This is a genomic window from Paracoccus sp. SMMA_5_TC (assembly GCF_009696685.2).
In the GTDB taxonomy this organism is placed as follows: domain Bacteria; phylum Pseudomonadota; class Alphaproteobacteria; order Rhodobacterales; family Rhodobacteraceae; genus Paracoccus.
This window is the reverse complement of record NZ_CP102355.1, coordinates 54,826-76,179: the sequence shown is the minus strand read 5'-3', so window position 1 is coordinate 76,179 and position 21,354 is coordinate 54,826. Positions and strand designations below refer to the sequence as shown.

The following is a 21,354-nucleotide window of genomic DNA, read 5'->3' as shown; positions in this document are numbered from 1 at the left end:
TCAACAACCGGGGCCGGAATGAAGATCATCATCTGCGGTGCGGGGCAGGTGGGGTGGCATATCGCCCGCCATCTGTCGGGCGAACGCAACGATGTCACCATCATCGACACCAATGCCGAACTTATCCGGCGCGCCACCGACGCGCTGGACGTGCAGGGGGTCACGGGCTTTGCCAGCCATCCCGACGTGCTGGAACGCGCGGGTGCGCGCGATGCCGACCTTATCATCGCCGCCACCTATTCGGACGAGGTGAACATGGTTACCTGCCAGGTGGCCCATGCCGTGTTCCAGGTGCCGCGCAAGATCGCGCGATTGCGGGCGCCGGCCTATCTGGATGCGATGTATTCCGACCTTTACCGCGCCGACCGTCTGCCCATCGATGTGGTGATCTCGCCCGAACGCGAGGTGGCGCGGGCGGCGCTGCAACGGCTGTCGGCGCCCTCGACCTTTGACGCGGAAACCTTTCTGGAGGGACGTCTGCACCTTCTGGGCATTTCGCTGGACGCCGACAGTCCGGTGCTGAACACGCCGCTGCGTCAGTTGAACGAGATGTTCACCAGCCTGATGGCCCTGGTCGCCGGCGTGCGCCGCGGCGGCCGCCTGTTCGCGCCCGAAGCCAATGACCAGCTGTTCGAGGGCGACCAGATCTATGTCTTTACCCGCACCGAGGATGTTCCGCGCACGCTGGAGGTGTTCGGCAAGCCCGCTGCCCGGCAGGAAAGCGTGGTCATCATCGGCGCCGGCAATGTCGGCCTGGCGGTGGCGCAGGCGCTGGAATCGCGCCGCGAGCGCGTGCGGGTGAAGCTGATCGAACGCAATCGGGCGCGGGCCGAGGATGCGGCCGATGCGCTCAATCGCACCATCGTGCTGAACGGCGACGGCTTGTCGGCCGAACTGCTGGAAGAGGCGGCGGTGCCGCGCGCCGATGCGGTGCTGGCAATCACCGACGACGACAAGACCAACATCCTTGCGGCGGTGCGCGCCAAGCAGGCCGGGGCCAGGCTCGCGATCTCGCTGGTCAACGACCCCACGCTGATGTCGCTGATGGAGCCGCTGGACATCGACGCCTTCATCAACCCGCGTGCCTCGACCGTGTCGACCATCCTGCGCCATATCCGCCACGGCCGCGTGCGCGACATCTATTCCATCGGCGATGCCGAGGCCGAGGTGATCGAGGCGCAGGTGCTGTCTACCTCGCCCATATGCGGGCGGCCGATCCGCGACATCGACTTTCCTGAAGGCGCGCTGCTGGGTGCGGTGCAAAAGGGCGACCGCGTCCTGAAACCGACCGGAGACATGCGCATCGAGGAAGGCGATGTGGTGGTGATCTTCGCGCTCAGCAAGGACATCCCCGAGGTCGAGACACTGTTGCAGGTCTCGATCGATTTCTTCTAGGTGCGGATGCGATGCGAATGCTGCTGCGCCTGCCGCTGATCGTGATTCTGGCCGGGATCACCGCCCTGGCCATGGCGGTGCCGGGGCTTCATGCCCATGCGCTGGACGACCATCGCATCGGCAGCATCTTTCTGGGCGCGGCAGGGCTTTGGCTGCTTTTATGCGCAATCCTGGGTCTGGCAACCGCCGATGCCCCGCAAGAAGCACGCCCGCGCGCGGTGCTGCTGACCATGCTGGGCACGATGACGCTGCTGCCGGCGATCATGGCGGTGCCTTTTGCCATGGCCTTGCCTGACACCGGGTTTCTGAACGCCTGGTGGGAAATGGTGTCCTGTCTGACCACCACGGGCGCGTCGCTCTATTCGGCGGAACTGCTGGCGCCGTCGCTGCACCTGTGGCGGGCCATCGTCGGCTGGCTGGGGGGGCTTTTCATGCTGGTCGCCGCCATCTCCCTGCTGGCGCCCCTGCGCGTCGGCGGGTTCGAGATCATGGCCATGCCCTATGGTCGATCCGAGCGGTTCGAGCGGCTGCCGCGGCCGGCAGAACTGCCCAGCATCGTCACCCATCTGTCGCCACCAACCTTCGACACGGAACTGGTCGATCCGGTCAGCCGTGCCTATCGCGCGGTGCGGGTGGTGTTTCCGGTCTATGCGGGCTTGACCCTGGCGATGTGGGTGCTGCTGCTGATGCTGGGCGAAACCGGGCTGGTCGCGCTGACCCGCGCCATGGGCACGCTGTCGACCAGCGGCATCAGCCCGGTCAGCGGCCCGGCCGGGCAGGCCAGTGGCATCGCCGGCGAGGTGGTGATCTTTCTGTTCCTGATCCCGGCGCTGTCCCGGCGGTTCTGGCCCGGTGGCGGCGAACTGACCATCAGCGAGCGCTGGCGGGGCGATCCGGAACTGCAAATGGCGGCGGGCGTGGTGCTGCTGGTGTCGGCGATGCTGTTCGCGCGTCATTTCCTGGGCGCCATCGGGGTGACGCCGGGCGGTGGCACCGGGTTCCTGACAACGCTTGACAGTGCGCTGTCGGCGGCCTGGGGCGGCATCTTCAACGGCCTCAGCTATCTGACGACCACCGGCTGGAACTCGATCGAATGGCAGGGGGCGCGCAACTGGTCGGGGCTCAGCTCGCCGGGGCTGATCCTGGCCGGCCTTGCGATGATGGGGGGCGGCGTCGCCACCACCGCCGGCGGGGTCAAGCTGCTGCGCGTCTATGCCCTGGCGCGTCACAGCCAGCGCGAGGTGGAACGCATCGTCCACCCGACATCCGTGGGCGGCGGCGGGCTGCTGGCACGTCGGCTGCGGCGCGAGGGCGCCTATCTGGCGTTCATCTTCTTCATGCTGTTTGCAAGTTCCATCGCCGTGGTGGTGATGCTGATTTCGCTGCAGGAAATCGAATTCGATTCGGCCACCATCCTGTCGATTTCCGCGCTGACCAATACCGGTCCCCTGGCCGGGGCGATTCCGCTGACCCCCACATTCCAGGGGTCGGCCGGCATGGCCGGGGCGCCCTGGCAGGGCTGGGCGGGGCTGCCGGGCGTCACCAAGGCGATCCTGGCCGGCGCGATGATCGTCGGCCGGGTCGAGACCCTGGCGCTGCTGGCGCTGCTGTCGCCCGAATACTGGCGACGCTAGGGCCCATTGATCCGCTTGCAAGCCGCCTGCCGCTCGCCTAAGTCTTGAAAACCCGCGATAAGAACAAGGTGCATCGAATGGCCGGCGACAAACAGAACCTTCAGGACGCTTTTCTGAACCATGTCCGCAAGGGCAAGGTTCCGGTGACGATCTTTCTTATCAACGGTGTGAAACTGCAGGGTGTCATCACCTGGTTCGACAATTTCTGCGTGCTGCTGCGCCGCGACGGTCAGTCGCAGCTGGTCTACAAGCACGCCATCTCGACCATCATGCCGGGGCAGCCGATCAGCCTTTATGACGGCGAGGACTGATTGCCCGAACCCAGCGACACCCGGGACCGCCCGACCCGCGCCTATGTGATCCACCCCGATCTGGGCAATGCCCGCACCCGCCGCGCCCCCGAACTTGCGCTGGAGGAGGCGGTGGCGCTGGCCCATGCGCTGCCGGCGATCGAGGTGGTCGGCGCCGCGGTGGCCCGCCTGCGCAACCCCGATGCGGGGATGCTGTTTTCCAAGGGCAAGCGCGAGGAAATCGGCCAGCAACTGAAGGCCGCCGCCGAGGGGCAGGGCGCGGAACTGGTGCTGATCGACGGACCCGTCACCCCGGTCCAGCAGCGCAACCTGGAAAAGGAGTGGGGGGTCAAGATCCTGGACCGCACCGGCCTGATTCTGGAAATCTTTGCCGACCGGGCCCAGACCCGAGAAGGCGTGTTGCAGGTGGAAATGGCGGCGCTGGCCTATCAGCGCACGCGCCTTGTGCGGGCCTGGACGCATCTGGAACGCCAGCGCGGTGGCTTCGGCTTTGTGGGCGGCCCCGGCGAAACCCAGATCGAGGCCGACCGCCGCGCCATCGACGAACAGATCATCCGCCTGCGCCGGCAGCTGGAACGCGTGGTCCGGACGCGCGAGCTGCACCGCAAGGCCCGCGCCAAGGTGCCCTATCCGATCGTCGCGCTGGTCGGCTATACCAACGCCGGCAAGTCAACGCTGTTCAACCGCCTGACCGGGGCCGAGGTCATGGCCAAGGACCAGTTGTTCGCGACGCTGGACCCGACCATGCGCCAGATGGTGCTGCCCGGCGGGCGGCGGGTGATCCTGTCGGATACGGTGGGCTTCATCAGCGATCTGCCGCACGAGCTGGTCGCGGCCTTCCGCGCCACGCTGGAAGAGGTACTGGCCGCCGACCTGATCCTGCATGTGCGCGACATAAGCCACCCCGAAACCGAACAGCAGGCGGCCGATGTGGCCGAGATCCTGGGCTCGCTGGGGGTCGAGGAAACCGTGCCGATGATCGAGGTCTGGAACAAGATCGACGCGCTGGCCGAGGACAGCCGAGCGGCGCTGCGCCGCACCGATTCCCGCACCCAGGGGGTGCAGGCGATTTCGGCGCTGACCGGCGAAGGGCTGGACGAGCTTCTGGCCGCGGTCGAACAGGGCCTGGCCGATGCGCTGGACGAACCGCGCCGTGCCGACGAACTGGTGCTGGCGCATGGTGACGGGCGCCGCCGCGCCTGGCTGCACGGCCAGGGCGTGGTCACGCACGAGGAGATGCGCGAGGATGGTGTGCATCTGCGGCTGCGCTGGACCGACCGGCAAAAGGCCGCCTTCAGGGCGCTGTAGCGCCGCCGGCGGTCATGGCTGCCGCCAGTTCATGGCGCCAGGGCGGATCCGCCCCCGGTCGCGACACGGCGATCGCCGCCGCGTGGCACCCCTGCGACAGTGCCCGCCCCAGGATGCCCGGACCCAATCGCGCCAGACCGCCGCGGCCCAGCACGCCCAGATCGTGCAGCGCCGCCAGCACCCCGGCGTTGAAGGTGTCGCCGGCGCCGATGCTGTCGGCCGCGACCGTCGGCACCGCCGAGCAATCGACCCGGCCACCGCCCGGTCCATAGGCGCTGGCGCCGGCCGCGCCGCGCGTCAGCAGCACCGCCCGCGCCCCTTGCCCCAGGATCGTCGCGGCGGCCGCGTCGGGATCGGTGCCGGGCATCAGCCAGTGCAGATCCTCGACCGACAGTTTGACCAGATCGGCGCGCGCCAGCAGCCGCTGCAACCGTTGGCGATAGGCGGCGCCATCGGTGGCGGCAGGCGGGCGGATATTGGCATCCAGAATCACGGGTATGTCCGCCGGCAGGCGCCGGACCAGCGCCTCGACCCCGGCGGCGGTGGCGTCCTGGGCCAGGCTGATGCCGCCAATGAACAGCGCGTCGGTATTTCCGGGAAGATCGGGCAGGGTTTCGGCGTCCAGGCGCCCGCCGGCGGTGCCCTGGGTATAGAAAACATAGCGCGCCTCGGCCCCGGTCAGGCTGACAAAGGCCAGGCTGGTCGGCAGGTCCGGGCGCGGGCACAGATCGGTCGCCACCCCCGCCGCCTGCAAGCGCGCCAAGAGCATCTCGGCGAAGCCGTCGTTGCCCAGCGGCCACAGATAGCCGGTCGGCACCCCCAGCCGCCCCAGCGCCAGCGCCGTGTTATAGACCGACCCGCCCGGCAGCGGCCGATAGCTGCCGTCCGGCTGTGGCAGCATGTCGATCAGCGATTCGCCCACGCACAGGATCACGTCGTCCCCCCTGACCAGATGGCGCTTGCCGCATCGGTCGGCGTCTGCGCGGCCGGCATCTGGCCGATGCGCAGCTGCCCACCCTGGTTCAGCCACAGCAGCGCCGCCACCACCAGCGCCGCCAGCAGCACGGCCAGCGCGATCTTCCACACCGACCACGGCCTTTCGCCCTGGACCCGGCCCGACTGGCCATTGACCACGAAACGGTAGCTCTGTCCGTTGTAGCGATAGGCGGCAGTCCAGACCGGCAGCAGGATGTGCTTGAAGGTCTCGTTGCTGTGGCGGGTCTGGATACTGGATATCTGTTGTTCGTTGCCGCCGATGGCGCGGCGCACATCCATGGCGATCACCCCCGCCATTTCCTGACGCGCGATGTCATGGCCGGCAGCCAGCGGCACTGTATAGCCCTCGGCCAGGAAGCCGGCCAGGTATTCCGGGCGATAGGGCATGAGATGCGACAGGTCCCAGGGCGCCAGCGCATCGGTGATGCGCCGCGGCAAGGAACTGGCCGCCAGCACCAGCACATCGTCGAAATTCCGCGCCACCTGGCCCGAGACCGGCGTCCAGCGCGTGCGCCGCACCTGTTGGGCGACCCGCTGCGGCCGGCCGTTCACGGTCTGGGTCACATAGACGGTCTCGAAATACCAGTCGCCGCGCGCACCGCTGTAGGTCGAGCGGGTGTCGGCGTCGAAGGTCCAGAACGGCGAATAAACCCCGCTCATCCGCTTGCCGCGCCGGGCATAGGCGGTCAGCCCCGAGGGCGCGAACCACAGCCCGCGCAGCCAATCCTCGAGCGCGGCGCGCGCCTGCTGTTCGGTGATGACAAAGGGCAGCACCCCCTGCGGCTTGATCTGGCGCGAGGGCCCGGTGTCGGTCACCACGGCGGTGGCACAGAAGGGGCAGGTGCTGGCGTGGCGGTCGCTGGTGATTTCCACCTTGGCCCCGCAATTGGGGCAGGACAGGGTGCGCAGGTTTTCTGTCAGGTCCGAGGCCGCGTCCAGCCGCAACCCGCGTTCCAGCGGAATCTCGGTCAGGTCCGACTTGTGCCCGCCGTCCCATTGCAGGGCGCGGCCGCTGGACGGCACGCCCAGCATGGTTCGGTCGCCCCAGGGGCCATGCTCGGCCTGCCGGGCCGGGGCCCGCGCCGGGCCGGGGCCGATATGCTGCTCATGCCCGCAATAGGGGCAGACAAGGCTTTGTTGTCCGGGCGAAAACTCAAGGCTGGCGCCGCAGTTTTCGCAGGGATAGCGGTATTCCGAAGGGGGCGTGGGCATCCTGGCCGGTCAACCCCGCGGTGGCACGGGCGGTGGCGGCGGCGGCGCGACCGTGAACAGCTGCGCCAGCTCGGCGATGTCCTCGGCCCGCTTCCAGCCGTCCTGGCCGGGCGCCCAGACCAGCGTGTCGCGGGCAAAGCCGCCTTCACGCACCAGCCGGCCCAGATGGGCGCGGCCATAGGGGCCCTGCGCCTCGCCGTTGACGGCAATGTGCCACAGGGTTTCCGAGGGCAGCGGCGGTGGTGCCGGCGGCGCGCCGGCCCCGGCCTGCGGCACCGCCCCCCAGGGGCCGCGCCCGGCCAGCGCGCCACCCATGCCCGCAGCCATGCCCGCGCCCATACCGGCCCCCATGCCGGCGCCGATGCCCGCGCCCAGCCCCGCGCCCATACCGGCCCCCATGCCGGCGCCGATGCCCGCGCCCAGCCCCGCGCCCATGCCGCCCGCCTGCTGCGAGGCGTTCAGCATCGCCTCGGACGCCGCATACTGGCCAAAGCGGTTCAGATCGCCGACAATCCCCATCGAGGTTCGCTTGTCGAGAACTTTTTCAACCTCGTCGGGCAGGCTGATGTTTTCAATGTAGAATTCCGGAATGGTTAGGCCGTAGGCCGCCACCGTCGGGCTGATGGCGCGGGCGATCATCTGGCCGAACTGGTCGGTGTTGGCCGCCATGTCCAGCACCGGAATCCCCGAGGCGGCGATCATGCGGGAAAATTCCTGCACGATGATGTTGCGCAGCTGAAAGCTGATCTCGTCGCGGGTGAATTCGCCGTCGGTTCCGACGATTTCGGTCATGAAGCGGCCGGGATCGGTCACCCGCATCGAATAGGTGCCAAAGGCGCGCAGCCGCACCGGGCCGAATTCGGGATCGCGGGCGATCACCGGGTTGCGGGTGCCCCATTTCAGGTCGTTGAACCGGGTGGTGTTGACGAAATAGATTTCCGACTTGAACGGGCTGCGAAAGCCGTGGTCCCAATGCTGCAACCGGGTCAGGATCGGCAGGTTGTTGGTTTCCAGCATGTAAAGGCCGGGGGCAAACACATCGGCAAGCTGGCCTTCGTGAATGAACACCGCCGCCTGGCCTTCGCGCACGGTCAGCTTGGCGCCGTATTTGATCGCCCGTCCGACGGTGGGGAAGCGATAGACCATGGTGTCGCGGCTGTCGTCGGTCCATTCGATGATGTCGATGAACTCGCCGCCCAGAATGTCGAAGATGCCCATGGCTGCCGCCCCCTGCGCTGCGTCTGTCGCCGGCAGGATAGCGCGCGGTCGGGGCCGGGCGTCAAGCCCCGCCGCGCCGCGCCGGCTGCGTGTGTTCAGGTTTCCGTGGCCAGCAGTTCGCGCGCGATCTGCAGGACGATGGGGCGAGCCTCGGCCTCGGTCATGCCGGGACGCAGGCGCGGATCGTAAAGGATCTTCAGCAGCAGTTCGTCATGCCGGGTCAGCAGGGCGAATTCCTCGTCATCGTTGAAGATCGAAGGGCGCACCCGCGGGCTGTCATTGGCCAGCCCCAGCCCCTGGGCCAGTTCCTCGTGAAAGCAGGACCGGCGCAGGCGGGGCGGCAATTCCTCGCGGATCAGGGCAACGGCACGGGCATAGACCGGCGAGTTGCCTTCGGAATAGGCAAAGACCGTGCAATGGATCTGCGGGGCCAGATCGCGCAAGGCCGCAATGTCGCCCGGGGGCAGGCCGGGGATCAGCGCCGTCAGCCTCGGCGCGATCTGGCGGCGTTCATCCTCGTTCACGATCAGCACGGTGAAATTGCCGCTGGCCCCGGTCAGGGCCACCGGATGGCCGCTGACCCGTTGCAGCCGTGCGGCATAGTCGGCGACCTCGGCCCGGTCGCGGCTGCGCTGGGCGGGGCTGACCGAATCGCCGAATTCGAGCCGGATCGCCACCGGCTGTTGCCAGCGGCGCATGGGTGCGGGGGCCGCACGCGCCACCAGCCTGTCGCCACTGCGGCTGTATTCATCGTAAAGGGCGACCTCGATGAAATCATCGGTCAGCTTTTCCGGGCTCAGCGCGATATCGCGGCCGTCGTCGGTGCGCAGGCGTCCTTGCGCGATCAGCCGTTGTTCGACGCCGGAGAGGTAGTCGCGCATGTTGCGGCTGGCGGGTGAATTGGCGGCGTCGCGGGCGGCGGCCGCCGCGAGACGGGCTGCCTGCGCCCGGTCGCGGCGCAACGCCGCCTGATCGACGACCGCCGGATCGGGGCGGGCCGGGGGCGGCGGCGCCTCGACCCTGGGCGGTGGCGGAGCCTGCGGCGCCGGACTGGGCGCGCAACCCGCCAGCACGGCGGCGATGCACAGGCCGAGCGGCAGGGCAAGGCGGCGGGACAGGCTGGGCACGGCGGTCACGCCTGCGTCTTGGGGGCGCTGGCGGCGGCAAGGGTCTTGCGCAGTTCCTGCTCCATCGCGGTCAGATCTTCTTCGGCGGCGGCGCGACGGGTGCGGCCTTCGTCAGCGATGCGCAGGCTGTCCTCGATGGTGGCGATCAGCTCGGCATTGGCGGTGCGCACCGCCTCGATGTCGAACACGCCGCGTTCCATCTGGGTGCGGATCTGGGCATTGGCCTGGCGCAGGTTGCGCGCGTTGGCTGTCAGAAGGTCGTTGGTCAGGTCGTTGGCCTCTTTCACGGCGCGGGCGGCCTCGGCCCCGCGCTGGATGGTCACGGCTTGTGCCAGCTGGGTTTCCCAAAGCGGCACGGTGTTGACCAGGGTCGAATTGATCTTGGTGACCAGAGACTTGTCGTTTTCCTGCACCAGACGGATCGAGGGCAGAGACTGCATCGTCACCTGCCGCGTCAGCTTCAGGTCGTGCACGCGCCGTTCCAGATCGTCGCGGGCCGCGCGCAGATCGCGCAATTCCTGCGCCGCCATCACCTTGGCCTCTTCGGGCGCGGCATTCATCGCCGCTTCGCGGGCGGGGATATCCTCGCGGTCGATCTGCGCCAGCTTGGCCTCGCCGGCAGCGATATAGAGCGCAAGCTCGTCGTAAAAGCGCAGCGTGCGATCATAAAGCAGGTCCAGCGACTTGATATCCTTGAGCAGGCGGTGCTGGTGCTGGTCCAGTTCCGAGGTGATGCGGTCGATCTGCGACTGGACCTTTTCGTAATTGGCGACGAACTTGGCAAAGGGGGCGCTGCGGCCCAGCAGCCTTTCCCACCAGCTGCGTTCGCGCCGCACGTCCAGTTCGCTGACCGAAAAGCCGCGGATGGCGGTCACGATCTCGCGCAGTGATTCCCCGGCGGGGCCGACATCCTTGTTCTTGACGTCGGCCAGCATCGCCTGGCTGATTTCCTGCAATTCGTTCTGCGCCCGCGCGCCGAAATGCACGATCGAGCCGGAATCGCGGATATCCACCTCGTCCATGCGTTTGCGGATTTCCTGCGCGATGGCGGGGTCAGCCTGTTCCAGGCTGGGCGTTGCCGCGGGTGGTTCGGGCAGGATGACCGAGGTGACGGACTGGATTTCGTCCAAGGCAGCCTGGGCACTGGCCTGAGTCTGGGTGGTCATCCGAAGGATCCTTGCTCCATGGTCTTTTCGGAAAGAATAGGGTGTTTGTCGCCAAGATCAACGCGCCGCTGCGCAGGATCCGACCGGATCGCTTGGCGTTGCGCGACCGCCGGGGGGCGTGTAGAACCTGCCCGATTGAGCCTTGTGAAATGGAGCCCGCGCATGCGCAGAGTTGTCGTCACCGGTCTGGGGATGGTCACACCGCTGGCCTCGGGGGTCGATGCGACCTGGACGAGACTTCTGGCCGGCGAATCCGGCGCCGGACCGATCACCCGTTTTGACCCGGCCGAGGTTGCCACGCGCTATGCCTGCGAGATTCCCTTTGGCAACGGCAGCGACGGCAGTTTCAACCCGGATGACTGGATGGAACCCAAGGATCGCCGCAAGGTCGATGATTTCATCCTGTATGGTATGGCGGCCGCAAGTCAGGCCGTTGCCGATTCCGGTTGGCAGCCCCGAACCGAGACCGAGCGCCAGCGGACTGGTGTGCTGATCGGTTCGGGCATCGGCGGGCTTGCCTCGATCGCGGAAACGGCGGTGATGATCAAGGAACGCGGGCCCAAGCGCGTGTCGCCCTTTTTCATTCCCGGCGCGCTCATCAACCTGGTTTCGGGACAAGTGTCGATCCGCTTCGGCTTCAAGGGGCCGAACCATGCGGTGGTGACGGCCTGTTCCACCGGCGCCCATGCCATCGGCGACGCGGCGCGGCTGATCATGCTGGGCGATGCGGATGTGATGGTCGCGGGCGGCACGGAAAGCCCGATCTGCGAAATCGGCGTCGCGGGTTTCAATGCCTGCAAGGCGCTGTCGACCAAGCGCGAGAACGATCCCAAGGCCGCCAGCCGCCCCTGGGACCAGGACCGCGACGGTTTCGTCATGGGCGAGGGCGCCGGCGTCGTGGTGCTGGAGGAATACGAGCACGCCCGCGCCCGTGGCGCCCGCATCTATGCCGAGATCCTGGGCTATGGCCTGTCGGGCGACGCTTATCACATCACCGCCCCCAGCGAGGACGGCGACGGTGGTTTCCGCAGCATGACCAACGCCTTGGCGCGCGCCGGGCTGGAGCCTTCGCGGCTGGATTACATCAACGCGCATGGCACCTCGACCATGGCGGACGTGATCGAGCTGGGCGCTGTCGAACATCTGCTGGGCGATGCGGGGGCGAATGTGGTCATGTCCTCGACCAAATCCAGCATCGGCCACCTGCTGGGCGCGGCCGGCGCGGTGGAGGCGATCTTCTGCATCCTGGCCATTCGTGACCAGATCTGCCCGCCGACGATCAACCTGGATAATCCCGCCCGCGAAACCGTGATCGACCTGGCTGCAAATGCCGCCGTGCGGCGCAGGGTGGATTACGTGCTTTCCAACAGCTTCGGCTTTGGCGGCACCAATGCCAGTCTGGTGATGGGACGCGTGCAGGAATGATCTGGCGCCACATCGCCTCGAATTTCCTGACGCTGCTGGTGGTGTTGCTGGTGGCGGCAGCGGCGGCGATTGCTTGGGCCAAGCATCAATACAACGCCCCCGGCCCGGCGACGGTGGCGGCCTGCGTGCGGGTGGCACCTGGCGCCAGCCTGAGCGCGGTCAGCGAACAGCTGGCCGAGCAGGGCGTGGTGTCCAATGCCTATATCTTTCGCGCCGGCGCCGATTACGCCGGCAAGGCGCGCGACCTGAAATACGGATCCTATCTGATGCCGCCCGGCGCCAGCATGGCCGATGTGGTCAAGGCGATCACGGCAGGCGGTCCCAGCACCTGCGGCACCGAGGTGGTGTTCCGCGTGGGTGTGCGTGAAAACTCGGTCATCCTGCGCGATCTGGACCCGCAGACCGGGGTTTTTGCCGAACAGGCGAAATACGATCCCGCCAAGGAACCCGCGCCTGAGGCGATAGCCGCCGCCGAGCAGAAGCCCGACGCCCGGCTGCGCATCCTGATCGCCGAAGGGGTGACCAGCTGGCAGGTGGTCGAGGGGTTGCGCCAGGCCGGTTTCCTGGCCGGCGATGTGCGCGCCGTGCCGCCCGAAGGCAGCCTTGCCCCCGACACCTATGACGTGACCCGCGGCGCCGAGCGCGCCAAGCTGCTGGAGGAAATGAGCCAGCGCCAGTCGCGAATCCTTGCCGATGCCTGGGAACGACGCGCGCCCGGTCTGCCCTATCAGACACCCGAGGAAGCGCTGATCATGGCGTCGATCATCGAGAAGGAGACGGCAGTGCCGGACGAAAGGCGCGTCGTCGCCAGCGTCTTTGTCAACCGCTTGCGCCAGGGCATGCGGCTGGAAACCGATCCGACGGTGATCTATGGCATCACCAACGGTCAGGGGGTGCTTGATCGCGGCATCCGCGCCAGCGAATTGCGCCGTCGCACACCTTACAACACCTATCAGATCGACGGCCTGCCGCCGACGCCGATCGCCAATCCCGGCAAGGCCGCGATCGAGGCGGCGCTGAACCCCGAGGATACGCAATACGTGTTCTTTGTGGCCGATGGTTCGGGCGGGCACGCATTCGCCCGCACGCTTGATGAACACAATCGCAACGTGGCCCGCTGGCGCGAGATCGAAAGACAGCGCGGTCAGCCGTTGTCGCCGGTTCAGGGCGACTGAAGAGGGCGCGCAACGGGGCGATTCCCGCCCCGTTGCATCAGCGCGCGCCGGGGTGTTGCGTCTGGCAAGTCATTGATAATGCAGGATGATTAAGCAATCCCTTCGCAACCATTGGTTTTGCGTTGACTCTGCGAACGCCCTGGGGTAGAAAGTTTACATGCTGGGAGAGGTGGGCAAGCGGCCAGGTCGTCGGACCTGAGGCCGCTTTTTTCATGTCTCGCTCGTGCGGACAGACACACGAGGGCAGGGCAACAAGCGAATGACGATCAGTTTCGACCCGGGGTGCGAACCGCCGGAAGGACCATTCATGCCCGGCGATGCAGCGCCGGACACGAGCGTGCTGGACATCGCGGACGGGCTGTTCCGGTCCTATGCCGCGGACCTGGACCGCCTGCGTCGCAAGATCGAGGCAGGCAATACCGACGAACTGAAGGAATCCGGCAAGCTGGTGCGCGCCCTGCGGGACGCCGCCCAGTTGGTGCTGGAGGAAAGGAGCAAGGTTGACAAGCTTCGCAAGGATGCTGCCGGACAGGTCGGTGCAGGCGCACTCGACCTTGTCGCGGCACGAGACGAGATCGGGCGCCGCCTGGCTTGCCTGCGCCGAGCCGGAGGAGGTTGACGCGTTCCTGGGCGGGCTCAGCGACAATGCCTTGGCCGCGCTGCCATGGCTGTTCGAGTTCTGGGCGCTGCCGCATCAGCTGCCGCCTGCGGGGGACTGGAAAACCTGGGTCATCATGGGCGGGCGCGGCGCGGGCAAGACGCGCGCCGGCGCCGAATGGGTGCGCGCCCAGGTCGAGGGCGCTGGCCCCGAGATGCCGGGCCGCGCCCATCGCGTGGCGCTGGTCAGCGAGACCTTCGACCAGGCGCGCGATGTCATGGTCTTTGGCGAATCCGGCATTCTGGCCTGTTCGCCCCCGGACCGCCGCCCGCAATGGGAGGCGGGTCGGCGGCGGCTGGTCTGGCCCAACGGCGCCACCGCGCAGGTGTTTTCGGCCCATGAGCCCGAAGCCTTGCGCGGTCCGCAGTTCGACGCGGCCTGGGTGGACGAACTGGCCAAGTGGAAGAAGGCCGAGGACACTTGGGACATGCTGCAATTCGCGCTGCGCCTGGGCGAACATCCCCAGCAGGTGGTCACCACCACCCCGCGCAATGTCGGCGTGCTCAAGCGGATTCTGGGCAATGCCTCGACCGTGACCACCCATGCGCCGACCGACGCCAACCGCGCCTATCTGGCGGAAAGCTTCCTGACCGAGGTCGAGGCGCGCTATGCCGGCACCCGACTGGGCCGGCAAGAGTTGCAAGGCCTGCTGCTCGAGGATGTCGAGGGTGCGTTGTGGAGCACGGCGATGCTCGAACGCTGCCGGGTCGATGCGCCGCCGCGGTTGTCGCGGATCGTGGTGGCGGTGGACCCGGCGGTGACCGCCGGCGCGGCATCGGACGAATGCGGGATCATTGTCGCGGGCGTGGTCAGCGACGGTCCGGTGACCGACTGGCGCGCCTATGTGCTTGAGGACGCGTCGGTCCGGGGCAGCCCCACCGATTGGGCGCGCGCCGCCATCGCCGCCATGCATCGCCACGGGGCCGAGCGTCTTGTGGCCGAGGTGAACCAGGGCGGCGATCTGATCGAAAGCGTGATCCGCCAGATCGATCCGCTGGTGCCGTTCCGGCCGCTGCGGGCTGGGCGCGGCAAGGGGCTCAGGGCCGAACCTGTTGCCGCACTTTACGAACAGGGGCGCATCCATCACCTGCGTGGCCTCGGCCTGCTCGAGGATCAGATGTGCCGCATGACCGTGGCCGGTTATGACGGCAAGGGCTCGCCCGACCGGCTGGATGCGCTGGTCTGGGCGCTGCACGAACTGATGATCGCGCCGGCGGCGCAGCATCTGCGGCCTTCGGTGCGGGGGCTTTAGGGGGCGATCCGCCCCCCGCCGGGCCGCCCCTTCGATGGGGGCGGGCCGGCGTGCCCCCCGGGGCGCTGCCGCCGCCTTGATGCAAACATGGGCCCTGGGGTCCGCAAGCGGGCGCATCGGGCGTCCCTTTTCCTTGAAATTTTAGGAGGAACCTATGGCATTTCCGTGGTTCGGGCGGGCCGGCACGCCTGCCCCCGCAAGCGAACAGAAGGCCAGCGCCACCGGCAAGGTGGTCGCGCTGGCCGCCGGTTCGGGACGGGTCGTGTGGTCGGCGCGCGACCCCGCTTCGCTGACGCGCAGCGGCTTTGTCGCCAACCCGGTCGGTTTTCGCGCCGTGCGCCTGATCGCCGAGGCCGCTGCCGCCGTGCCGCTGATCTGCCAGGACCGCGACCGGCGCTATGACGTGCATCCGGTGCTGGATCTGCTGCGCCGCCCCAATCCCGGCCAGGGCCGGGCCGAGTTGTTCGAGGCGCTGTTCGGCCAGATCCTGCTGAGCGGGAACGGCTATCTCGAGGCGGTGGGCGAAGGCGCCCGGCGCCTGCCGGCCGAACTGCATGTGCTGCGATCGGATCGGATGGCGGTGGTTCCCGGTCCGGATGGCTGGCCGATTGCCTACGAATACGCCGTGGGCGGGCGCAAGTTCCGCTTCGACATGGCCGGCAGCCCCGACCCGATCTGTCACATCCGCAGTTTTCACCCGCTGGACGATCACTATGGGTTGTCACCGATGCAGGCGGCGGCGGTGGCGATCGATGTCCACAACAGCGCCTCGGCCTGGTCCAAGGCGTTGCTGGACAACGCCGCCCGGCCCTCGGGCGCGATCGTCTACAAGGGCGCGGACGGCCAGGGCAGCCTGTCGCCCGACCAGTATGATCGCCTGGTCAGCGAAATCGAGCTGAACCATCAGGGTGCGCGCAACGCCGGTCGGCCGATGCTGCTGGAGGGCGGGCTGGACTGGAAGCCGATGGGTTTCAGCCCCAGCGACATGGAGTTCCACCAGACCAAGCTGGCCGCCGCGCGCGAAATCGCCCAGGCCTTCGGTGTGCCGCCGATGCTGATGGGTATCCCCGGCGAGGCGACCTATGCCAATTACGCCGAGGCGCACCGGGCCTTCTATCGGTTGACGGTGTTGCCGCTGGTGTCGCGCGTGGCCAGCGCGGTGGCCTGGTGGCTGAGTGAACATCTTGGCACGGAAATCGATCTGCGGGCCGATCCCGATCAGGTGCCGGCCCTGGCCGAAGAGCGCGATCAGCAATGGCAGCGCATCGCCCAGGCGGATTTCCTGACCCAGGCCGAAAAGCGGCAGGCGCTGGGCCTGCCGCCGCTGGCCGCGGAGGACTGAGATGGAGGGCTCGCGCTTCGTCAAGGAGCCCTTTGCCTGGCACGACCAGCGCTTCGACACGCAGGAGCGGATCATGGCGCTGCAGTTCGGCCAGGTGGAACGCCGGCTTGAACGGATCGAGGGGCTGATCGAGGGGCTGGAGCGTCGGCTGTGGATGACCGTCTATGGCGTCGTCGCGGTGATCCTGACCCAGGCGGTGCAGTCGATCCTGACCTTTACGCCAAAAGGAGGATGAGGTGACTTCAACCATTCACGGGCTGGAGCTGAAATACGCGGCCGGCGCGGCGCTGGTCTCGGACGGCACGCAGATCGAAGGCTATGCCAGCCTGTTCGGCGTGACCGACCAGGGCGGCGACATCGTGCTGCGCGGCGCCTATGATGCCAGCCTGAAACGTCTGGCCGCCCGCGGCGACAAGGTGCGCATGCTGTGGCAGCACGACCCGGCGCGGCCCATCGGCGTCTGGGACGAGATCCGCGAGGATGACAAGGGCCTGTGGGTCAAGGGCCGGTTGCTGCCCGACGTCGCCCAGGCGCGCGAGGCGGCGGCGTTGATCGCGGCGGGCGCCATCGACGGGCTGTCCATCGGCTATCGCACCATTGCCGCCGAGCGCGACGCCAAGGGCCGCAGGCTGCTGAGCGAAGTGGAATTGTGGGAGGTGTCGCTGGTGACCTTCCCCATGCTGGCCGAGGCCAAGGTCGGACGCAAATCCGACACGGTGCTGGAGCTGGCGGCGGCCTTCCGGGCCGCGACGCAGGCGCTGCGCGCCGAGTGAGTTTCACCGTAACGGAGAGGACCATGACCGAGGTGAAAGCCGCGGCCGGGGCGGACATGCCCGGCGACCTGGGGGCCGAGATGATGGGTTTCGTAAACGAACTCAAATCTTTCCGCGCCGATATTCAGAAGCAACTGCAAGCACAGGAAGACCGCATGACCCTGCTGGACCGCAAGACCATTTCCCGCGCCCGCGTCCCCCTGTCGGTCGAGGCCGATGCGGCCGCGCCGCATCAGAAGGCGTTCGACGCCTATATCCGCCACGGCGACGATTCGGCGCTGCGCGGTCTGCCGCTGGAAGGCAAGGCGATGACCTCTACCTCGGACGGCGGTTTCCTGGCTGCGCCCACGGTCGCCATGCAGGTGCAAGAGGCGCTGAACGGCATGGCCTCGCTGCGCAAGATCGCCAATGTCGTCACGGTCGAATCGGCCACCTTCGAGATGCTGGTGGACATGGGCGACATTGCCAGCGGCTGGTCGACCGAAGCCGCCAACCAGGCCGAGACGGCGACCCCCACGGTGCAGCGCGTGGTCATTCCCGTGCATGAGCTGTCGGCGATGCCCAAGGCCAGCCAGCGCCTGCTGGACGATGCGGCCTTCGACGTGGAAACCTGGCTGGCGGGCCGCATCGCCGACCGTTTCATCCGCGCCGAGGCCACTGCCTTCATCAACGGCGACGGCGTGAACAAGCCCAAGGGCTTCCTGACCCACCCGCGTGCCGCCAATGCCGCGGCCACGAATGTGCAGATCGGCACCATCGCCTCGGGCGCAACCGGCGATTTCGCCGCCACCAACCCGGCCAATGCGCTGATCGACCTGGTCTATGCGCTGGGCGCGCAATATCGGGCCAACGCCAGCTTCGTGATGAATTCCAAGACGGCAGCGGCGGTGCGCAAGATGCGCGACACCGACGGCCGCTTCCTGTGGACCGATTCGCTGGCCATGGGGCAGCCGCCGCAGCTGCTGGGCTATCCGGTGCTGCTGTGCGAGGACATGCCCGACATTGCCAATGGCTCGGCCGCGATCGCCTTTGGTGACTTCCGCTCGGGCTATACCATCGTCGAACGTCCGGACCTGCGCGTGCTGCGTGATCCCTATTCGGCCAAGCCGCATGTGCTGTTCTATGCCACCAAGCGCGTGGGCGGCGGCGTGACCGACGCACGTGCCATCAAGCTGATGGTCTTCGGCTGATCCACGGCCGAGGCGGGGATCGCGCGGCCATTGTCCGCCCGACCGGCAAGCTGCTGTCCGCACGCGCAAGGGCGGGCACGCGCGATCCCCGGATTTTCCAAAGGGCAGCGTCGGTGGACGGACCGGAGGTTCAGGAATGATGCTTGTGGAATTGACGGCGCCCGCAGTGGGGGCGCTGCCGGTCGCCGGGCTGCGAGAGCATTTGCGGCTGGCGAGCGGATTTGACATGGCCGAGGATGCCGCGGAAACGGCCGCCCTGGCCGGGTTTCTGCGCGCCTCCATCGCCACGGTCGAGGCGCGCACCGGCAAGGTTCTGCTGTCGCGGCGCTTTCGCCTGCGGCTGGAGGATTGGCGCGATCCGACCGCGCAGCCTCTGCCGCTGGCGCCGGTGACGGCAGTGGAAACTGTCGAGATCGACGACGGCGCTGGGGGTGTCCGGGCGCTGGATGCAGCAAGCTGGCGGCTGGTGCCCGATATGCAGCGGCCCTTGCTGGTGCCGCGCACGGCATGGTTGCCCGCGGTGCCCGAAGCGGGATTTGTGACGATAACCTTTACTGCGGGTTTCGGTGCGGCCTGGGAGGCGGTGCCGGCCGATCTGGCGCAGGCGGTGATGCTGCTGGCGACCCGTTATCACGAGGACCGGAGTTTCGAGGGCAGCCAATCGGCGCTGCCGTTTGGCGTGAGCGCGCTGATCGAACGCTGGCGGTCGGTGCGGATGCTGGGGGGGCGCGGGCCATCGCGCGGCCGGGCATGAGGGCGCCGCGCCTGCGGGTGCCGCTGATGCTGGAAGCGGCACAGCGCGCCCCCGATGGCATGGGCGGCTATGCCATGGTCTGGCGGGCGTTGGCGCGGCACTGGGCCGAGTTGCACGCCGGCACCGCTGGCGAGCGCGCCGATGAGGTGGGCGCGCAAAGCGTGGTGGCCTGGCGCATCACCGTGCGCGCGGCGCCGCCCGGCGATCCGCGCCGACCGCGGCCAGGTCAACGCTTTCGCACCGGCAGCGACAGCCGCGCCCGCTGTTTTCGCATCGAAGCCGTGGCTGAGGCCGATCCGGCTGGTCGCTGGCTGCTTTGCCTGGCGAAAGAGGAGATGTTGTCATGAGCTATGCCGCGACGGTGGCCCTGCAGGCTGCGGTCTATGAACGCCTGTGCGGCGACACTGAACTGTCCGCATTGGTGGGTGATGCGATCTATGACGCCATGCCCGTGCAGGCGCCGCCGGGCCCCTATGTCTCGCTGGGCCCCGAAGAGGTGCGCGATGCCGGCGACATCACAGCCGGCGGCGCAGTGCATGAATTCGTCGTTTCGGTGCTGAGCGAGGGCAGCGACAGCAGCGGCTTTCACGCGCTGAAGGCGGCGGCCGCCGCGGTGTCGGATGCCCTGGACGGGGCCGACATCGCACTGGCCCAGGGGCGACTGGTCGGAATGTGGTTTCTGCGCGCCAAGGCGCGCCGGACGGGAAATGGCACGGGCCGGCGGGTCGATCTGACCTTTCGCGCCCGCATTGATCTGGGTTGAGGAGACAGGGACATGGCGGTTCAGAACGGACGCGATCTGCTTATCAAGATGGACATGACCGGCGACGGCCAGTTCGAGACCATCGCTGGTTTGCGGGCGACCCGGCTGGGGTTCAATGCGGAAACGGTCGATGTGACCAGCATCGAAAGCCAGGGGCGCTGGCGCGAATTGCTGGGGGGCGCGGGGGTGCGCTCGGCCTCGATTTCGGGGTCGGGGGTGTTTCGCGACGGCACCACCGACGAGCGCGCGCGTCAGGTGTTCTTTGATGGCGAGGTGCCGCGCTTTCAGGTGGTGATCCCCGATTTCGGGACGGTCGAGGGGCCGTTCCAGATCACCTCGCTCGAGTATGCAGGCAGTTATAATGGCGAGGCAACTTATGAAATTTCGATGGCCAGTGCCGGCGCGATCAGCTTCGTTGCGCACTGAGATGGCCAATCCGTTTCAGGGCGAGGTGCAGCTGTGGCTGGACGATCAGCCGCATCAGGCGCGGCTGACACTGGGCGCGCTGGTCGAACTTGAAACCGAGCTTGGCGCGGAAAGCATGGTCGCGCTGGTCGAGCGGTTCGAGAGCGGCCGGTTTTCCAGCCGGGATGTGGCCGCCGTGCTGTTGGCGGGGCTACGTGCCTGCGGCTGGACGGGGGACATGGCGCGGTTGATGGGATCGGACCTGCGCGGCGGGCCGGTGGCGGCGGCGCAGGCCGCGGCACTGCTGCTGGCGCGGGCATTCCGGATCGAGGGGACATGATGCGCGGCGGGCTGGACTGGCCCGGCCTGCTGCGCGTGGGGATCGGGCCGCCGCGTCTGGGCGGTCTGGGCCTGACGCCTGCGCAGTTCTGGGCGCTGACGCCGGCCGAATTGTCGCTGATGCTGGGCATCGATCCGGGCGGCGGCGGGGTGATGACCCGCGACCGGCTTGCCGAACTGGCGGCGCGTTACCCGGACCGGCCGGGACATAATTCAACCTAAGCGAAAAGGGGCGTTGTCGTGACGGACAGGAACGGGTTTGACCGGTCGGACGAGGATGGCCAAGGCAATCTGGCGCAGGGATTCGACCAGGGCGCGCGCGTGACGGCGGCCTTCGAGGCCGAGTTGTCGCGTCTGCGCGATGCCATGCTGTTCACCAATCGCGAGGTCACCAGTCTGACTTCGGGCATCGGCACGGGGCTGCGGCGGGCCTTCGAGGGGCTGGTCTTTGACGGCATGAAGCTGAGCGATGCGCTGAAGGGCGTGGCGCGCAGCATGGCCGACAGCGCCTTTGCCGTGGCCATGCGCCCGATCCAGCAGGCGCTGGCGGGGGCGATGGCGCAGGGGGTGAACGGGATGATGTCGGGCATCCTGCCCTTTGCGAATGGCGGGGCCTTTGCGCAAGGGCGGGTGATGCCGTTTGCCAAGGGCGGCGTGGTCAGCCAGCCCACCTATTTCCCCATGCGCGGCGCCACCGGGCTGATGGGCGAGGCGGGGCCCGAGGCGATCATGCCGTTGCGACGGGGCGCTGACGGGCGATTGGGCGTGGCCGCGGCGGGCAGTGGCACGCGGCCGGTCAACGTGACCTTCAACATTTCCACCCCGGATGTCGCGGGGTTCCAGCGCAGCCAGAGCCAGATGGCGGCGCAATTGAGCCGGCTGCTGGCGCGTGGCGAAAGAAACGGGTGATC

General features: G+C 67.9%; 24 protein-coding genes. 19 read left to right on the top strand and 5 right to left on the bottom strand.

What is annotated here, in order from left to right; translation table 11 throughout:
* Nucleotides 1-18 precede the first annotated feature (18 nt).
* From trkA to hflX, 4 genes are all read left to right on the top strand, one after another.
* On the top strand, nucleotides 19-1,395 hold the full coding sequence (gene trkA / locus GB880_RS00405; protein ID WP_154494274.1) for a Trk system potassium transporter TrkA: 1,377 nt from the start codon (nucleotides 19-21) through the stop codon (nucleotides 1,393-1,395).
* 11 nt (nucleotides 1,396-1,406) lie between these two features.
* A complete protein-coding gene (locus tag GB880_RS00400) occupies nucleotides 1,407-3,029 on the top strand; it encodes a TrkH family potassium uptake protein (protein ID WP_154494273.1) in 1,623 nt (540 codons plus the stop codon).
* Nucleotides 3,030-3,106: 77 nt separating this feature from the next.
* On the top strand, nucleotides 3,107-3,340 hold the full coding sequence (hfq, locus tag GB880_RS00395) for an RNA chaperone Hfq (RefSeq protein WP_017999735.1): 234 nt from the start codon (nucleotides 3,107-3,109) through the stop codon (nucleotides 3,338-3,340).
* Nucleotides 3,341-4,648 (top strand): GTPase HflX, encoded by a 1,308-nt coding sequence (hflX, locus tag GB880_RS00390; protein WP_154494272.1) that lies wholly within the window; start codon nucleotides 3,341-3,343, stop codon nucleotides 4,646-4,648.
* Here the strand turns inward: hflX and GB880_RS00385 are convergent.
* From GB880_RS00385 to GB880_RS00365, 5 genes are all read right to left on the bottom strand, one after another.
* Entirely contained in the window at nucleotides 4,635-5,582 is a 948-nt protein-coding gene (locus tag GB880_RS00385) for a carbohydrate kinase family protein (protein WP_263467202.1), read from the bottom strand. The genes hflX and GB880_RS00385 overlap by 14 nt on opposite strands.
* On the bottom strand, nucleotides 5,579-6,856 hold the full coding sequence (locus GB880_RS00380; protein ID WP_229774512.1) for a zinc ribbon domain-containing protein: 1,278 nt from the start codon (nucleotides 6,854-6,856) through the stop codon (nucleotides 5,579-5,581). Before GB880_RS00380 ends, GB880_RS00385 begins: the two co-directional genes overlap by 4 nt.
* A 9-nt stretch (nucleotides 6,857-6,865) precedes the next feature.
* Complete coding sequence (locus GB880_RS00375; RefSeq protein ID WP_263467201.1) at nucleotides 6,866-8,074, bottom strand: SPFH domain-containing protein; 1,209 nt, start codon at nucleotides 8,072-8,074, stop codon at nucleotides 6,866-6,868.
* Between the two features lie 95 nt (nucleotides 8,075-8,169).
* Nucleotides 8,170-9,210, bottom strand: a complete 1,041-nt coding sequence (locus GB880_RS00370) for a DUF2927 domain-containing protein (RefSeq protein ID WP_263467200.1) — start codon at nucleotides 9,208-9,210, stop codon at nucleotides 8,170-8,172.
* Nucleotides 9,207-10,367, bottom strand: coding sequence for a toxic anion resistance protein (locus tag GB880_RS00365; RefSeq protein WP_154491505.1), 1,161 nt, complete (start codon nucleotides 10,365-10,367; stop codon nucleotides 9,207-9,209). The genes GB880_RS00370 and GB880_RS00365 overlap by 4 nt, the downstream gene beginning before the upstream one ends.
* Nucleotides 10,368-10,529: 162 nt before the next feature.
* On the opposite strand from GB880_RS00365, the gene fabF reads away from it, so the two are divergent.
* The 15 genes from fabF to GB880_RS00290 all read left to right on the top strand — a co-directional run bounded on the left by fabF (nucleotide 10,530) and on the right by GB880_RS00290 (nucleotide 21,352).
* Entirely contained in the window at nucleotides 10,530-11,792 is a 1,263-nt protein-coding gene (gene fabF / locus GB880_RS00360; RefSeq protein ID WP_154491508.1) for a beta-ketoacyl-ACP synthase II, read from the top strand.
* Nucleotides 11,789-12,967 carry an endolytic transglycosylase MltG gene (mltG, locus tag GB880_RS00355; protein ID WP_154491511.1) on the top strand — a complete coding sequence of 393 codons (1,179 nt, stop codon included), beginning with the start codon at nucleotides 11,789-11,791 and terminating at the stop codon, nucleotides 12,965-12,967. Before fabF ends, mltG begins: the two co-directional genes overlap by 4 nt.
* A 259-nt stretch (nucleotides 12,968-13,226) precedes the next feature.
* The gene (locus tag GB880_RS00350; protein WP_154491514.1) at nucleotides 13,227-13,586 is read left to right on the top strand and encodes a permease; all 360 of its coding nucleotides are present in this window, start codon (nucleotides 13,227-13,229) and stop codon (nucleotides 13,584-13,586) included.
* On the top strand, nucleotides 13,486-14,877 hold the full coding sequence (locus GB880_RS00345) for a DNA-packaging protein (RefSeq protein ID WP_154491517.1): 1,392 nt from the start codon (nucleotides 13,486-13,488) through the stop codon (nucleotides 14,875-14,877). Before GB880_RS00350 ends, GB880_RS00345 begins: the two co-directional genes overlap by 101 nt.
* A 154-nt stretch (nucleotides 14,878-15,031) precedes the next feature.
* On the top strand, nucleotides 15,032-16,219 hold the full coding sequence (locus GB880_RS00340; protein WP_154491520.1) for a phage portal protein: 1,188 nt from the start codon (nucleotides 15,032-15,034) through the stop codon (nucleotides 16,217-16,219).
* Between the two features lies 1 nt (nucleotide 16,220).
* Nucleotides 16,221-16,454, top strand: a complete 234-nt coding sequence (locus GB880_RS00335) for a GTA head formation protein, RCAP_rcc01685 family (RefSeq protein ID WP_154491523.1) — start codon at nucleotides 16,221-16,223, stop codon at nucleotides 16,452-16,454.
* Nucleotide 16,455: 1 nt separating this feature from the next.
* The gene (locus GB880_RS00330) at nucleotides 16,456-16,992 is read left to right on the top strand and encodes an HK97 family phage prohead protease (protein WP_263467199.1); all 537 of its coding nucleotides are present in this window, start codon (nucleotides 16,456-16,458) and stop codon (nucleotides 16,990-16,992) included.
* 23 nt (nucleotides 16,993-17,015) lie between these two features.
* The gene (locus tag GB880_RS00325; protein ID WP_154491526.1) at nucleotides 17,016-18,182 is read left to right on the top strand and encodes a phage major capsid protein; all 1,167 of its coding nucleotides are present in this window, start codon (nucleotides 17,016-17,018) and stop codon (nucleotides 18,180-18,182) included.
* 136 nt (nucleotides 18,183-18,318) lie between these two features.
* A complete protein-coding gene (locus GB880_RS00320) occupies nucleotides 18,319-18,936 on the top strand; it encodes a head-tail connector protein (protein WP_154550739.1) in 618 nt (205 codons plus the stop codon).
* Nucleotides 18,933-19,283: a head-tail adaptor protein gene (locus GB880_RS00315; protein ID WP_154491627.1), complete on the top strand. Its 351-nt coding sequence runs from the start codon at nucleotides 18,933-18,935 to the stop codon at nucleotides 19,281-19,283. The genes GB880_RS00320 and GB880_RS00315 overlap by 4 nt, the downstream gene beginning before the upstream one ends.
* On the top strand, nucleotides 19,280-19,699 hold the full coding sequence (locus tag GB880_RS00310; RefSeq protein ID WP_154491529.1) for a DUF3168 domain-containing protein: 420 nt from the start codon (nucleotides 19,280-19,282) through the stop codon (nucleotides 19,697-19,699). The genes GB880_RS00315 and GB880_RS00310 overlap by 4 nt, the downstream gene beginning before the upstream one ends.
* 12 nt (nucleotides 19,700-19,711) lie before the next feature.
* Nucleotides 19,712-20,125 carry a phage major tail protein, TP901-1 family gene (locus GB880_RS00305; RefSeq protein WP_154491532.1) on the top strand — a complete coding sequence of 138 codons (414 nt, stop codon included), beginning with the start codon at nucleotides 19,712-19,714 and terminating at the stop codon, nucleotides 20,123-20,125.
* Nucleotide 20,126: 1 nt separating this feature from the next.
* Nucleotides 20,127-20,444: a gene transfer agent family protein gene (locus GB880_RS00300; protein ID WP_154491535.1), complete on the top strand. Its 318-nt coding sequence runs from the start codon at nucleotides 20,127-20,129 to the stop codon at nucleotides 20,442-20,444.
* Complete coding sequence (locus tag GB880_RS00295; RefSeq protein ID WP_154491630.1) at nucleotides 20,444-20,665, top strand: phage tail assembly chaperone; 222 nt, start codon at nucleotides 20,444-20,446, stop codon at nucleotides 20,663-20,665. Before GB880_RS00300 ends, GB880_RS00295 begins: the two co-directional genes overlap by 1 nt.
* An 18-nt stretch (nucleotides 20,666-20,683) precedes the next feature.
* Nucleotides 20,684-21,352: a phage tail tape measure protein gene (locus GB880_RS00290; RefSeq protein ID WP_442793767.1), complete on the top strand. Its 669-nt coding sequence runs from the start codon at nucleotides 20,684-20,686 to the stop codon at nucleotides 21,350-21,352.
* The last annotated feature ends 2 nt before the right edge of the window (nucleotides 21,353-21,354 follow it).